At 36.4% G+C, this 15,392-nt stretch carries 15 protein-coding genes and 1 pseudogene; 12 read left to right on the forward strand and 4 right to left on the reverse strand.

The window, feature by feature from the left end:
- Positions 1-17: 17 nt before the first annotated feature.
- Both pdxR and BANA01_RS29845 read right to left on the reverse strand, forming a co-directional pair.
- Positions 18-1,454: a MocR-like pyridoxine biosynthesis transcription factor PdxR gene (gene pdxR / locus BANA01_RS07900; RefSeq protein WP_063252480.1), complete on the reverse strand. Its 1,437-nt coding sequence runs from the start codon at positions 1,452-1,454 to the stop codon at positions 18-20.
- 201 nt (positions 1,455-1,655) lie between these two features.
- The gene (locus tag BANA01_RS29845; RefSeq protein WP_169803661.1) at positions 1,656-1,811 is read right to left on the reverse strand and encodes a hypothetical protein; all 156 of its coding nucleotides are present in this window, start codon (positions 1,809-1,811) and stop codon (positions 1,656-1,658) included.
- 171 nt (positions 1,812-1,982) lie between these two features.
- Here BANA01_RS29845 and BANA01_RS07905 point away from each other — a divergent pair, with 171 nt between their 5' ends.
- The 8 genes and pseudogenes from BANA01_RS07905 (at position 1,983) to BANA01_RS07945 (ending at position 8,856) form a co-directional block, all read left to right on the forward strand.
- Positions 1,983-2,744 carry a hypothetical protein gene (locus BANA01_RS07905; protein ID WP_063252482.1) on the forward strand — a complete coding sequence of 254 codons (762 nt, stop codon included), beginning with the start codon at positions 1,983-1,985 and terminating at the stop codon, positions 2,742-2,744.
- 553 nt (positions 2,745-3,297) lie between these two features.
- Positions 3,298-3,975, forward strand: a pseudogene (locus BANA01_RS30300) (GGDEF domain-containing protein).
- A 181-nt stretch (positions 3,976-4,156) separates the two neighbouring features.
- Positions 4,157-5,125: an MBL fold metallo-hydrolase gene (locus BANA01_RS07920; RefSeq protein WP_034676564.1), complete on the forward strand. Its 969-nt coding sequence runs from the start codon at positions 4,157-4,159 to the stop codon at positions 5,123-5,125.
- 49 nt (positions 5,126-5,174) lie between these two features.
- Positions 5,175-5,735, forward strand: a complete 561-nt coding sequence (locus tag BANA01_RS07925; protein WP_034676565.1) for an AAA family ATPase — start codon at positions 5,175-5,177, stop codon at positions 5,733-5,735.
- 38 nt (positions 5,736-5,773) lie between these two features.
- Positions 5,774-6,295 (forward strand): GNAT family N-acetyltransferase, encoded by a 522-nt coding sequence (locus BANA01_RS07930; protein ID WP_034676606.1) that lies wholly within the window; start codon positions 5,774-5,776, stop codon positions 6,293-6,295.
- A gap of 130 nt (positions 6,296-6,425) precedes the next feature.
- Positions 6,426-6,803: a VOC family protein gene (locus tag BANA01_RS07935; RefSeq protein ID WP_034676556.1), complete on the forward strand. Its 378-nt coding sequence runs from the start codon at positions 6,426-6,428 to the stop codon at positions 6,801-6,803.
- 396 nt (positions 6,804-7,199) lie between these two features.
- Positions 7,200-8,336 (forward strand): MBL fold metallo-hydrolase, encoded by a 1,137-nt coding sequence (locus BANA01_RS07940; protein WP_052106423.1) that lies wholly within the window; start codon positions 7,200-7,202, stop codon positions 8,334-8,336.
- A 61-nt stretch (positions 8,337-8,397) separates the two neighbouring features.
- Positions 8,398-8,856, forward strand: coding sequence for a MarR family winged helix-turn-helix transcriptional regulator (locus tag BANA01_RS07945; protein ID WP_063252486.1), 459 nt, complete (start codon positions 8,398-8,400; stop codon positions 8,854-8,856).
- Between the two features lie 25 nt (positions 8,857-8,881).
- Here BANA01_RS07945 and BANA01_RS07950 read toward each other — a convergent pair whose 3' ends face one another.
- On the reverse strand, positions 8,882-9,403 hold the full coding sequence (locus BANA01_RS07950; protein WP_063252488.1) for a CarD family transcriptional regulator: 522 nt from the start codon (positions 9,401-9,403) through the stop codon (positions 8,882-8,884).
- Between the two features lie 209 nt (positions 9,404-9,612).
- On the opposite strand from BANA01_RS07950, the gene BANA01_RS07955 reads away from it, so the two are divergent.
- A complete protein-coding gene (locus BANA01_RS07955; protein WP_063252489.1) occupies positions 9,613-11,067 on the forward strand; it encodes a DHA2 family efflux MFS transporter permease subunit in 1,455 nt (484 codons plus the stop codon).
- Between the two features lie 51 nt (positions 11,068-11,118).
- Here the strand turns inward: BANA01_RS07955 and BANA01_RS07960 are convergent, their stop codons facing one another.
- Positions 11,119-11,607, reverse strand: coding sequence for a CBS domain-containing protein (locus BANA01_RS07960; protein ID WP_235847082.1), 489 nt, complete (start codon positions 11,605-11,607; stop codon positions 11,119-11,121).
- Between the two features lie 160 nt (positions 11,608-11,767).
- Between BANA01_RS07960 and BANA01_RS07965 the strand changes: the two genes are divergently transcribed.
- From BANA01_RS07965 to BANA01_RS07975, 3 genes are all read left to right on the forward strand, one after another.
- Positions 11,768-12,928, forward strand: a complete 1,161-nt coding sequence (locus BANA01_RS07965) for a DUF4317 domain-containing protein (RefSeq protein WP_034676554.1) — start codon at positions 11,768-11,770, stop codon at positions 12,926-12,928.
- Positions 12,929-13,047: 119 nt separating this feature from the next.
- The gene (locus BANA01_RS07970) at positions 13,048-14,247 is read left to right on the forward strand and encodes a helix-turn-helix domain-containing protein (RefSeq protein ID WP_052106422.1); all 1,200 of its coding nucleotides are present in this window, start codon (positions 13,048-13,050) and stop codon (positions 14,245-14,247) included.
- Between the two features lie 134 nt (positions 14,248-14,381).
- Positions 14,382-15,386, forward strand: coding sequence for a DUF3231 family protein (locus tag BANA01_RS07975; protein WP_034676544.1), 1,005 nt, complete (start codon positions 14,382-14,384; stop codon positions 15,384-15,386).
- Positions 15,387-15,392 lie beyond the last annotated feature (6 nt).

The raw sequence follows: 15,392 nt of genomic DNA on the forward strand, positions 1-15,392 counted from the left end.
GCTTGAATCCTGATCCTTTATTTTGCAACTCTTTGAAGAGCCTCTGAAAACCTTCTAATTCCCTCATGAATATTTTCTTCATTTTCCCGTGAAAAAGTAAATCGGACAAATCCTTTCTCAGATCCCATCGTGGAGCCAGGTACATAAATCACACCTCTCCTAATCGATTCCTCTAATAATTGCGTTTCATTAAAGTCCTCTTTTATCCTGCACCATAGATGAATCCCGCCTTCAGGAATATAAAAATCTACCTGTTCTTTTAGAAACGACTGAAGGCTAGTGACAATCTGATCTCTTTTACTTCTTAACTGTTTAATTAAATGATCGATATGTGACTCAAAATCATTGGAATCTAAAAAATCATTGGCAATCCATTGTGTGTAACTCGCATGTCCGAAATCCACTTGCTGCTTGGCATCTGATAACCGTTCGATTACCGGCTTTGGTCCAATAATCCAGCCGATCCTTAAGCCTGATGCAACAATTTTTGTTAGTGAGCTTATATAGAGCACATTTCCATAGTGATCCAATGATTTTAGGGGTTGAAGCTTTTCTCCTGTAAACGCTGTTAAGCTATACGGATCATCTTCGACAATAGGAATTCCATATTCTGATGATATCTCCAGGACCTTTTTTCGCCTTTCTTCCGACAATAAACTACCTGTTGGATTTTGAAAGATAGGATTTAAAAATATCATTCTAATTCTATGTTTTTTATACAATGTCGTGATATCATTTGGGTTTATTCCCTCTTGATCGCCGGTTAAATAATAGGTCTTGATTCCTGCTGATTTAAATACAGGCAGATTGTAATGATAGGATGGGTTCTCGATCGCCACTGCGTCTCCAGGCTTTAATAAACACTGAACCACGAGATGCAAAGCTTGTTGTGCACCAGACGTTATCAATATAGAAGAGGGGTTCGTATCTATACTGCGAAAATGTTTAACATGCTTGGAAAGGGTTTCTCGGAGTATCGCATTGCCCTGTGGGTGGTCATACCCTAATGATCCAATAAAGGATCTGTTTGAAGTTATTTCTCTAAGTGTTTTCATCGGAAAAAGATCCTGAGACAATTCCCCGCTAGCCAAGTTAATGAGATTATGCTCTGCCATTTCTTTATGTATTCGCTGCGTTACAGGCAAATTCGGCAAAAATGACCCCGCCTTAATATACCGGTTCCAGCTAGGGATTCGTTTCTTTGATATTCCCCAAATATCTTTACGAATCGTCGTTCCGCTGCCTCGATTTCGATCAATCAGTCCATTCGATTCCAATTCGTCATAGGCAGCAATAACCGTGCTTCGGTTTACACCAAGTTCCTTAGCCAAACCTCTTTCAGAAGGTAAAGGTTTATCATGTGGAAAAGTGCCGTCAGCAATTCCTGTCTCAATGTATAATGCAAGTTGTTTATATATAGGTATTTTTGATTTTCTATCTGGTTTCCAATTCATTTGAAACATCCTTTAATTTAGATCTCTTACTATCTATTGTATACTTTTGCATTTAATATTTCATTTGGTATGCAGCCAGTTACTATAGTAGAAGTAAAGGAAAAAAAGGATTAAGGTAAGAAAATATGCAATAAGGGCAAAAAAAGTGCGATGCTAATTAGGCATCGCTGTGCTTGCATTGATAGAATAAATCTTTTCACACTAACTTGGATCGTTTTCATCTAAAGTAAGGATAGTTACATTCGTTGATTCACCGTTCTCAATTTCCTCCTGGGTGGCATCTTGGTTTAACACATCCTCTGTATTAATACCCTCTGCAAGAGTGGGTTCCCCTTTTGAATCGTTATCTTTTTTCATCACAGTCACCTCTACTGATTTATTTTGTGTTAGATGTAACACGAGAATTATTTTTTGCAGAAAGTAAAAATACATACTAAAATTTGGATATTTAGGAGAACAATTGGAATTTCTGTTATAATTTTTAATAGCATTCATTAGCAAAATCCGATTAAATGACTGGAGGATTAGATGATACTTAACGAATTAACCATACGTTTTTTTACAAAGTTGGCTGGGGCAGGTTTAACGATGGTTGTTATTTTTATTTTTCTGCTGCTTCAAAATGGCTTTGATATGTTTGAATTTGGTGAGGCCATTTCCAGTAAGTATATTTGGATGGTTATTTATCTTTACGGTATTTTTTGTTCTCTTCTGATTGATTTCCTAGAATGGAAGATACCAAGAATCAATAAAAGGTTCAAAATTCTTCTATATGTGGTTGCGGGATATGCTATTTTTCTGATTAATGGGGTTAATGTGTTTACATTGATTGCAGGTACAATCGGCGCGTTTTGCTCATTACTATTCTATTTGGGAACGTATCTATCTGAACGTTCAAAAGGGACTCAATTTGCATGTGCCATTTTGGTACCCATATTTTTAATGATCTTAATGAATATTGATTTTACAAAAAAGATCCAGTGGAATGAAGTAAAAGAAGATACAACTTTTAAAGCAACATTTCAGTACTTTGATGGGAAACATGATATACCAATTACGATCCAAGCAGGTCAAACTATTAATATATCGATTAAGTATGATAATCGGAATGGAGGAGGATATGGCTACCATGTTCTTAACCCTAAGGATAAGTTGGTGGGAATGGCAGAAGTGAATGAGGGAGTAATGAAGTTTACTGCTCCAGAGACAGGTGTTTACCGAGTGATTGTGAAGGGTGATGATTTAAAAGGTGGTGTTCAGGTAAATTGGAAAATAAATAAAACAAAATAACTAATGCGAGGGAATAAGTAAAATATTGACAAATTCTTCTGTTTATTTTGTCATGTAAAACTTGTATGATAATTGTAAAAGAAATATCAAAATAAAAAGGTCGTATTAACTAGGACCATAAAAACGATTAGGAACAATAATTTAAAAAAGGATTCTGGTTAAAATGAAAGATACATTCTTACTAACTGATTTTGTGACAGAGCAAATATTTTCAATTGTTAGGTGGATTTTTTTAGTAGTGTCATGCATTGTTTTTTGTTATCCACCTATTGCCTCCATTGTGAACTTCGAATTACATACCTTTAATTATTTACTCATTTTTGGTTTTGCCTATATGTCCATTACTCAGGTTGCCTTATGGTTAGCACCTGGGAAAGAAACATTGTTTAATCTACTCATGAAAACGGGAATACTTTTTGACTATATAGCACTGATGTGGCTTTTATGTTTAACTGGAGGAGTTGTGAGTCCGCTATTCCCAATAGCTTACCTGCTTATTATGCATTCAACTATTTATTGGAAGATTCTTGGCGCCACTGTATCTTGTACAGTTATGGTGATAAGTTATACGATTTTGTTTTGGATTAGTCTCCCTTTATCTAATCTATCCATTGTAATGTTTCTATTGAATGTCACATTCTTGATTGTAATCGGTTTTTTGGGAGCCTTGATTGTAAATAGAGAGCGCAATCACCAAAAACTTCAATATATTTACAAGGACTTAGTTGTTCGTGATTATTTAACAGGTTTATATAATCATAGACATTTTCAAGAATCTCTAAAAAACTCGTTATCTGATACTAATAAGAAAGAAATGTCTGTCGTTCTAGCAGATATTGATAATTTTAAAATGATAAATGATCAGCATGGTCATGTGGTAGGGGACAAAGTATTGATGAAGATTGGCGAAATACTTCAAAACACCATTCCCCCCTCACTAGGCAGGTCCTTCCGTTATGGATGAGAAGAATTTGCGATCCTTTTTCATACAACAGATAAGGAGAAAATTATTCCATGCTTGGAGCAAGTCTACAAAGAATTAAGAGAGGTTCAGTTTAGCAGTGATAATGGCGTCTTTAGCATCACGATGAGCTTTGGCTTATATACCAATCAACAAGGAATCTCGAATCAAGTGGAACTGGTCAGTCGTGCGGATAAGTTATTATATAAGGCAAAGCATAATGGGAAAAACCAGGCTATCTTTGACTGTGGAACGGTTATTAGAGGCTAATTAATTGCTAGCACAAACCAAAAAGGTTTGTGTTTTTTTTTCGTGTTAAAATTAGATTATTAGACTAGTAGATGGTACTATTTGGATATAAGAGGATGAAAATACCTCCGAGTAATCATACGCTATTCAGCGTCATTGAACCGCCCTTTAGTATAAAACGAAATTTGAAGAGAGGTACCATATGAAAAATAAAGTAATGGAGACTTTACAAGGTTCAAAGCATTTTGAATTGACTCGAGTTGCTGATGGTGTGTATGCAGCACTCTCGGTACCTGGTACGGGTTCTGTAGGGAATGCCGCAATCATTGATTTAGGAGATTCAACGCTTATAGTCGATTCCTTCACAACTATACAAGCTGCAGAGGATTTAAAGACAGCAGCCGAATTCCTCACTGGAAATTCAGTTTCCTATGTAATCAACACACATTGGCACAGCGATCATACGAGCGGAAATCAAGTGTTTGCTCCTAAGGCCCATATTATTTCTACTTCAACTACTCGTGAAATTATGGCCACATTCGGAAAAGATAGGATAAGTCAGCAGTTGGTAGACCCAGTAACAATTAATCGGGCATTGAACGAAATTGAAAGGAAAATAGCACAAGAAACCGACCAAATGTTACAAAAGGAAATGCAATGGGAACTTGCTAGTGATCGCGAGTACATGAAGATACTTCCTCAATTGGTTTATACATTGCCAACCCTTACGTTTGATCACCAATTGTGTATTTATGGCAGTTTAAGAAAGGTGCATGTCATTACTTATGGGGGCGGTCATACGGAAAGTGATGCATTTGTGTACCTGCCTGATGATAAAATTGCGGTTATGGGGGATCTGGTCCTTGCAAAGCACCAACCTGTATTTAATAATGCAAATCCCTCCGAGTGGCTAAATATATTAGAAAAAGTTCAACAACTTGATATCGAAACAATTATTCCGGGGCATGGAGAAGTTTGTTCAAAGAAAGAAATTGTTGAAGTGCAAGAGTACATCAAAGATATTATGTTACTCGTGGAGGAAACTGTTCAGAAGAATGGCAGCTTGGATAATATTTCAGTACCAAAGGCCTATCAAAATTGGTATTTTTCAACCTATTTTAAAACAAATGTGCAGAAGGTTTATGATTTGCTTACTAAAAAGTCACAATAAGAATTCAATGAATAAGATTAGATGAGTAAAGAATGGTATAGGAGGCTATATGAAACTTGTTTTAATATTTGGTCCACAGGCTGTTGGAAAAATGACTGTTGGGCAAGAGTTAGCAAAAATTACGGGTTTAAAGCTTTTCCATAATCATATGACGATTGAACTGGTTACGCCAATTTTTGATTACGGTACGAAGGAAGGACAAAGATTAGTAACCTTGTTTCGACGGGAAATATTCGAGGCTGTAGCAAAAAGTGATCTGGAAGGACTAATTTTTACATATGTATGGGCATTCGATCATCCATCTGATTGGGAGTATATAAATAATGTCTGTCAGATATTTGAATCTAAAGGAGGCAAAGTTTATTTCGTAGAGCTGGAAGCCGATCTAAATGAAAGAATCGAGCGGAATAAAAGTCCTCACCGCCTTAAGCATAAGCCCACTAAAAGAAATATTGAATGGTCAGAAAATAACCTCAAGAAGTCGATGGATAAATACAGGCTGAATTCTTTAGAGGGTGAAATTACAAAACAAGAATATATCAGAATTAATAATACAAATAAGAGTCCAGAAGAAGTAGCAAAAGTCATAAAAGAGAAATTTCAACTATAATTATCATTATATTGGAATTTTTAGAAGAGGAGACCATCATGAAGACGAGTTTTTTCAAGTTAACAGAACCAACCCAAGAACTTGTTGACGTGTTTAACCGCTGGGAAAACAATCCCGATTTAATCCCATTAACCCGCCCCAACCAAAACCAGGCAGCATTGGATCGACGTGACACGATGACACTGGATGAATTAAAACAAAGACTAGAGCACCATTATACCTACCTGATTTATCTGGGTAACCAGTTGGTCGGTGAAATGAACTATATGATTGATCCCAATCATCTCCACAAAAAAGAGGCGGGTACCGCATGGATTGGCATAACCATTGGTGAATCTATTGGCAGGGGAAAAGGGATTGGATATCAGGCCATTCAATTTTTAGAGGAAGAAATTAAGAAGGCTGGATTAACTCGTGTGGAATTGGGTGTATTTGAATTTAACACACAGGCAAGAAAGCTATATGAAAAGCTAGGATACAAGGAGATTGGAAGAATTGAAAATTTCACCTATTGGGCGGATAAAATGTGGTTTGATATCCGAATGGAGAAGTATTTATAAAAATGGCTGTGTTAACGCTGATACGTAAAAAGAGAATGGTTAAATAATTAGTATCGTGGTCAATAGATGAATAGATAGTAAATATTTGATTACAATGTGAATAGTTGAGAAGTAGAAAGGGAGAGAACATATGATTAATATAGTAGGTCAAATTATGCTGTATGTTAATAACCAGGAGGAGTCCGTAAAATTTTGGACAGAGAAAGCTGGATTTACTGTGCTATCGGAGCACGATAATGGTGCAATGAAATGGTTTGTCATTGCCCCAGCGAAGGACGCCCAAACAAGTATTGTTCTGCACAACAAGGAAGTGGTTGCTAAGTTCTCACCAGAACTTAATCTTGGAACTCCTTCTCTGATGTTTTTTACTAAAGATCTAGATCAACTTTACAAGGACTTTCAAGATAAAAATATCACCGTTGGAGAAATTGTAAATATTCCTGGCGGCAGAGTGTTTAACTTTGCAGATAATGAAGAAAATTACTTTGCTGTGACAGAAATAAAATAAATACACCGCCATTAAAACGTTAACGGGTTTACGTGTGTGGTGCAAATTTATAATTCACAAACCTCATCGTGGGTTTAATAAAGCGGAGAAACTTCTCCTAATTAGGAAAATGCACTGAGAATAGCTTAAATAAAGGGAAAGATTCCGGCTATTGACTCGAAAAACGTGAAAATGAGTCATTATTCGTTGCTTAAGCGGAAAAGCTCCGCTTAAATTCCCCGAACCGAGCCCTATTCACAGTCTAACCGGAAAGTCTCCGCTTAGAGGGAGAACACCGCCATTAAATATAGGCGGTGTTTTTTACCATGCTTCCCTACAAATTTGGTAGATATGATAGGATTGGAATCATTAGTTTTTCAAAGATCAGCGTAATTCGAAAGGAGACCAACATACATAATGGTCTATCTACTTATCATATTAGTTGTTTTAGCAATTGGAATCATTCTGTTTATTACGTTACACCCAACGTTTGGGGGCAGTCCAAGTGTGCAGGATCGTGTGCGGTATCGTGAATTCGACAATTATAAAAATAGAGAATTTGTGAATCAAATTCCAACGGACATGAAGATGGATGTATCTACGATTCTCTCACTAATGAAAGACTCATTTACAGGAAAAAAGGATCGTAGACCTACTAACCCTATTCCCATTTCTATCGATTGGAACAAAATCTACAGTGATGAAGACAGCTTGACGTGGTTTGGTCATTCAACGATGCTGCTCTCACTAGACAAAAAGAAAATACTGATTGACCCGATGTTTGGGCCGTCTCCATCACCTGTCACATTTGTTGGAAGTAAGCGTTACAGTGAAGATCTTCTATATGTGATTGAAAAATTACCACAAATCGATATCGTCCTAATTACTCATGATCATTATGATCATTTGGATTACCCATCCATTATCAAATTAAAAGAAAAAGTGGGTCATTTCATTGTCCCGCTTGGGGTTGCTGCTCATTTAATAAAGTGGGGTGTAAAGGAAGTCCAAATAACCGAATGTAATTGGTGGGATGAAGTCAAGTGGGAAGGTTTAATCATCGCTTCTGTTCCGTCACAGCATTTTTCCGGCAGGGGATTGTTCAATCGAAATAGTACCTTGTGGAATGGATGGGTCATTCTTGGTGAAACACAGAGAATTTATACAAGTGGGGATGGAGGCTACGGACCTCATTTTAAGAAAATCGGTGAGAAATATGGTCCTTTTGACCTCACGTTAATGGAAGGCGGCCAATATGATCAACGCTGGTCAGACATCCATATGCAGCCGGAAGAATCGGTACAAGCTCATCTTGATGTAAGAGGTAAAACCATGATGCTGATTCACTGGGGAGCTTTTACATTGGCTTATCATAGCTGGACAGATCCGGTGGACAGGGCAATAGGTGCTGCTGAACAAAAAGAAGTAAATTTAATTGCACCAAATTTAGGGGAAACCGTTGTCTTAAATGGAAGTTACATAGAACCTAGTTCTTGGTGGAAAGCACTCAGCACGAATAACGCGTTTGATATTGAATCATCTACTCCTAGATAAGGATATAATGTCAACTAAATTGACAACGCTTACTGCTTTCTGTATAGTTGGGGTGTAAATTATGATTGGAGTGAATCAGTTGATCCCAACCTCTGAATTACAAAATTTAGATCTGATTGACCTATTAAGTGAACGTCATAGTATGGTCAGAAGAATCGCAGAGAAAGCATGGAACAATCAAAGTGAGATTCATATTTCTAATTCCGAATGGTATATCATGGCTAGAATTTATCAAAAAAAGCCTACTATTTCGTATGTCACAAAAAATGTAGAAATTTCTCGTCAGGCAATACATAAGTTTATTAATAAGCTTGCGGAAAAAGGATTAGTTGAAATCGATAATGTGGAAAACAACAAGAAGGAAAAGTGTATTCAATTAACAGCCTTTGGTGAAGAGTGCTATAAGAAAAATGAGGCACTTAAAGCCCAGCTTGAGAATAAAATTGCCGAAAAAATAGGTACTGAGCAAGTAGAAATTCTAAAAGATTTATTAAAGTTAGATTGGGATATAAATCAATGAACAAAACCCCCGCTTAGCTAAAAAGCTAATAAGCGGGGGTTTTTCTAGTTAAATCCAAGATATTTCTTATAATTCTATTATTGATTTCTTGATAAGATGTGTTTAATGATATCGCTAATTCTTTAAAAAGAATATTTTGTGCGTTTGTCAAAAGTTTACGGTCTTGCTCGTTCATTTTTTTATCCTGGCGTTCTACATCGATCTTTTTCCTCATCAATGTATTAATTACTTTTGCAATATCTTTTCTTTCACCAGTGTTTAAAATCTCAGAATATAGTTGAAGACGAAGGTTAGGTTTATCAACCCACTCTACCCCTGGATATTTAAAAGATTCTAGAATTTCATAGGCTTCCTCTTTTTGGATTAAATCGAGTATGGTTACTTTATCATTATGAACCGGAATACTGATGGTTAAATGATGTTTATTTTCCATTGGATGTAATACATAATAGCTTCTTGTAATCCCCGAAACGGTTTTATTGCAAATATCATTAATTTTGCAAATGCCATGTGCAGAATAGATAACCAGGTCTCCAATATGATACATGTATTCACTCCTAATATATTTCGTCAACTAAGTTGATAATAACTCATAATAAATTTTTTGTCAACCAAGTTGACATATAGAAAAAATCTCTGATATAGTGAGTAAGTTCGTTTGTAAGTGGGGGTGTACAACGGGGATTGGATAATGGCTGATAATCGAAATTACGACAATCATTTCAGCACAATAGATAACGATAAAAGGAGATTTCAATGAGTACACAAATTCAAGTTAAAAATCCTAAAACGATGGCATTTATCTTAATGTTAGGTGCGTTTGCCGGGTTATTTGGGGAAACGGCATTAAATATGGCATTATCAAATATTATGGAGCAATTTTCAGTTCCAGCTGCAACAGCACAGTGGCTTACAACAGGATACCTATTAGTTTTAGCGATTTTAGTTCCAATTTCAGCACTATTAATGAAATGGTTTACGACTAGACAATTAGTGATAGGGGGGTTAACGATTTCGCTGGTAGGCGCAATATTAGCTGCGTTAAATTTTAATTTTAGTATTCTATTACTAGGACGTGTTGTTCAAGCGGTTGGAACAGGTCTTTTATTACCGGTCATGCTGAGTGTAATGCTTCTTATTTTTCCCATTCAGAAACGCGGCATCGTTATGGGGCTTATGGGTCTCGTTATCACGTTAGCTCCTGCATTAGGACCAACACTTTCAGGTGTTATTATTAGTACGTTAAGCTGGCCATTTATTTTCTGGTTTAGCGCTATTGCGTATGTGTTATTGATCTTGGTTGCGATGGCGAAAATTGAGAATGTTTCCGAAATCACAAAACCTAAAATCGATGTTTCATCTATTTTATTATCAACGGTTGGTTTTGGCAGCTTGATTTTTGCATTGAGTTCGATGGCAGAAGAAGCTTTTACATCTCCAAGAGTTTTGGCACCGTTGCTAGCAGGGATTATCGCACTTCTATTATTTGGTATTCGTCAAAATAATATGGCGCAGCCTATGGTAAATTTACGTGTCTTTAAGTATCCAATGTTTACATTAGGAACACTGACGATGTTCCTTGGTATTTTGATTATTTTATCAACGGGAATTTTATTACCTATGTATTTAAAAGGGGCATTATTATTTAGTGCTGCGATGGCTGGTTTAATTTTACTTCCTGGTAATGCCGTCAACTTTATTTTGTCACCGATTGTCGGAGCTCTTTTCGATAAAGTGGGAGCGCGACGTTTCACCATTTTTGGCTTTATCTTAGTCTTGATTGGGAATCTTGTTTTTCTTTCCACTCTTTCAAGCCAAACTCCTGCATGGCAAGTCGTAGTAGCATTTATGATTTTATTCTTTGGGTTAACGATGGTCATGATGCCTGCCCAAACCAATGCAATGAATCAATTACCACGTGAATTATATGCAGATGGCTCAGCAGCGATGAATACATTGAATCAAGTAGCAGGAGCAGCTGGTACAGCGATCGCCATCACGGTATTTACAAGTGGACAAAACAGTTTTGTAATGGACTTTCCTAATGCCTCACAGCCAGAGATATTAGCTGCAGGGATTAAGTATGCTTTCTACTTTATTACAGGGATTTCTGTACTGGGACTAATTGGTTCATTCTTTGTAAAAAATCCAAGCCCGGTAACGGAGAAATCTCAGGCTGCTGTGAAAGTAACAGAACCTGTACGCAGTTAGGGAGGTTAAAAAAACCATTCGGAAAAGTTGCTTTTCGAATGGTTTCTTTTTTTAGGAAGAGATGATCTTTTTTGAGATATTATGAATGATGTCTCCTCTGCTTAATACACCTATGACACGGCCAGCACCGTTTACCACAGGCAGTTTTTTGAAATGATGACGGGATAATAGGCGGACAGTTTTATCAAACTCTTCATCAGGTGATACGAAGAGAAGATTCCTTTTAGTCATAATATCTTTTACTTGTGTATCCAGCTTTTCTTGCAATACTTCTTCAATTTCTTCCGCCTCTATGATATAAACAAGACCAGCAATCCCAAGAGGTTTTGGAGCAAGGTAGCGTAAGACGTCTCCATCTGATACCATACCTACCAAATGATCTTTGTCATCAACAACTGGTACACCGCCAATTCGATTTGAATTGAGTATATCTAGTAATTCCTTGATGGTATTCGAAGGTTTTACCGTAAAAACTTTTGTAATCATGATGTCTCTTACCTTCATTAGAAGTCCCTCTTTTCTGATTGCGATCGTATACATTTATTTAACACTAGCTTAACACAAATAAAACACTGTTCTCTAATGAAGAAATGTGTCGATTTTACGTCCTCAGGTATGAGTTCTGATATAAAAAGGTTGAATTGTCAAGTATTACTATTTTTCTTTTTGAACAGTATAATCAGGAATGGGAGTTGAGGAAATGAATTCTAAAGATATCGCAAATATTCGGAAGCAATTTAAGTTAAACAACAATCTCATGCAAATACGAGAGATACTAAATGTCTATGTTCAGAAAGAATCTGGTGAAATCTACCATTCCGTCATTTCACCCTTTGAAATGCTAGACCAAGAGTCACAGGAATTATTTTTAATAAATTTCAAAAAGGTGTTAACCGGACAACTCGATGCAAAACTATTTGAACTAAAATTTAAACGGGACGTGGAAGACAGTACCCAAATGATCCTCTTCGACGGTTTGCAGGCAGCAACTACCGATGATTGGATTGATCAAATGCACCAAATCGTTGCAAAGATGTTCGCTCATACGGTTTATGAATTTGATACAGTGGTAACGTTCATTCGTGGTGAGTATCGAAAAGCAACGAAGAAACGAGACCAAGAATCTGAAGAGGGCGGGGATGATGAAGTTTATTCAAACGAGTTTATCCTTTGCAGTCTGAATAAAACGGATCAGCCAAAAAGAGCTTTGGTATTTGATTATGTGGAAAGAGAGTTTAGATCGAGTAATGCTTTCGATCCAATCATTAATTTAGCTTCTCCGATGACAGGCTTTTTGTTCCCGGCTTTCAATGACAATGCTGCCGATGTGAACCATATTCTTTATTGTGCGGGTAAGGCCAATCAACCAGATGAGACATTTATGGAAGAGGTACTCAATTGTGAGGAAATCATTACAGCATTAGAAGAAAAGGACAGCTTCGAAATCATCCTTAATAAAGTAATCGGTGACAAAGTCGAATCACAGGTCATTTCGAATGTGTATGAGGAAATTGATCGGGTGGTCCAAGAGAGCAAAGAAAAAGAGGAAAGTGAAGCTCCGATGTTGGATTCCCGGGATATCGAACGAATTTTAACGGTCAGCGGTGTGGAAAATGTCGATACTGCCAAAGTGGAACACGCTTTTAAGGCAATCTTGGACGATGAGAAACATGAACTTAAAGCAAGCAGTTTACTGCCTAAGACGATAAAAATTGAAACAAAGGTTGCAAATTTATCACTAAGCCCGAAAGAACTAAAATATGTAAAATATATAATGTTCCAAGGAAAACGGTGCCTCATGCTGGAAATTGATGATGATGTAGTCGTAGAAGGATTCACATTAGAATCGGAAATCATGTAAGTGTTTTGCGACAGGTAAGTTGGTTCTCTACTAATGGTAGGAACCAACTTTTTTGTTTTGACAATCTTCAACTTGTTAGCTTAGTTAGTGATTTGATATGATTTGTTTAGGTGATTAAGTTGGAAGAACTGATAAGGAAATGCTGGCAAATTAATAAGGCCTTTCAAATAGGTGTACAAGCAATAGATGAGGAATTGAAGACAATCATACATATTGCAGATGATAATGAACCTATTATGGTCGTTGAGGCCCAAAAAAGAATGCTAGTGGAAATGCAAAAAGAATTAAGACAGGCAAATAAAGATAGTTTTTGTTATCAAACGGATTCTTTTCAACTATCTTATTTGGCTGTACCTATAAACGAAGATAAACGGTATAAGGGGATGGTTGTGGTTGGACCCTTCTTGAATGAACGGGTCACTGACCATATAATCTGGAATGTAATAAAGGAAAATAATCTTGATAATAATTGGCTAAAACCATTAGAAACCTATTATAAAACATTACCTTTATTAGCACACACCTACTTAGCAATAGGTGATTTGATCGTCAATGTAGTGATTAACCCACATGTTAATGCACACATCATTGCATCTAATAACAGCGGCGAGCAATATCGTCTTGATGTCGAGCCTGAGGATTATGACCAAGGTGGAATTGAAATAAAACAAAGGTATGAGGCAGAAAAGAAACTATTGTACTACATCGAAATCGGCGATAAAGAAAATGCGATGAAAGCAATGCTTGATCATCATACAGGTGATTTTTTATATCGAGTGCCAGGGAACCCATTACGTGCAAGAAAAAATATTACCTTTTCAGGTAATACCATGTATAGGATCGCGGCTGGAAGAGGCGGTGTTGAACCACAATATTTGCACGCCATTTCGGAAAAATTCGCACTAAAGATTGAGTCAGCGGTGGCCATGTCTGAATTAAATACCATTGATGTCAGTATGATCGATGAATATTGTGAGGCGGTTAAACATTTCGCTATTTTAGGGTATAGTCCGGTTGTAAAAAAAGCGTTAATGTATATAAACCTTCATTTTAATGATTCGATAAATTTACAATACGTTGCAGATGAAATAGGATTTAATCGAACGTATCTCGCGAAAAAATTCAAGGCAGAAACGAATCTATCGGTGATTGATTATATCCAAAGAAAGCGAATCGACGAAGCAAAATTTCTTATTGATCTTGGCCGGTTATCGACAACAGAAATTGGTTTGCAGGTCGGTTTTAGCAGTTATAATTATTTTTGTAAAATCTTTAAGGAAATAACAGGAATGACAGCTACGGAGTATAAACGCAGTTAACAAATAGATAAGGTTTCTTTAAGTACAATTCTTCACAATTTAATTTCTCCATTGAACTGGTATAGCCTCACTCTAAAACCAAGAAGTCATATCTCTTCTGAAAATAGGGAAATATACTTATTGAGGTGAAAAAATTGGATGCGGAAAAATTAAAATTAACAGCTTCTGAACTTGGTTCTTTGTGGGGAGAGTATGTAAACGGAACATCGGTAGATGTAGTAAATAGATATATGTACTCTATTATTGAAGATGAAGCAATAAAAAGAGTTTTTAATGATGCTCTTAAGACATTCGAAAAACAAAAGAGGCAAATTATTGCTTTTATTGAGAATGAAGGATTTCCTGTTCCAATTGGATTTAATGAATCCGACCTATTCTTAGGAAAACAGAGATTGTTTTCAGATGCATTCTGCCTGAATTATTTACATATTATGACATTACATGGATTGTTAGGGCATACCACTGCATTCAGCATTTCTGTTAGAAAAGACTTAAGGGATTTTTACGATTCATGCGATAACGATGCGAAAAAGATGTATCACCAAACAATTGAGTTATTGCTTGATAAAGGACTTTTTCAGAGAGACCCATTATATTATGCCTATGAACACCCACAATTCATTTCAAGCTATGATTTTAAAGATGGATTTTTGGGGAAAGGGAGAACGCTTGCGGCTACTGAAATTATAAGTATTTCTATAAACCTGAAAAAAAGCATTTTGGCTAAAACCCTTTCTATTGCATTCAGCCAAGTGGCGGAATCCAATGAAGTAAAAAAATTTTTATCCCAATCGGAGAAGACTGCCGATGGACAAATAAAAGCATTAGCAAAAATACTCCAGGGAGATAACTTACCAGTTCCAAAATCATTGGAAACGGAAGTGACCATTTCAACGGACTCTCCATTTTCTGATAAGTTATTAATGTATCACATGGGATTTTTATTTCAAGCTGCACAAACCTATCATGGGGCAGGTCTGGCAACAGCCATGCGTACAGATCTCGTGACCACTTATGAGGCAACTATTTTACAAAATCTTATGGTGACAAAAAATTGGTTTAAAGTAATGGTCAAAAATAAATGGTTAGAACAACCTCCGCTTGCACCCAATAGAATAGAAATTGCAAAACAAAAATAACAAGAG

Source organism: Neobacillus niacini NBRC 15566, from assembly GCF_001591505.1.
Taxonomy (GTDB): Bacteria; Bacillota; Bacilli; order Bacillales; family Cytobacillaceae; genus Neobacillus; species Neobacillus niacini.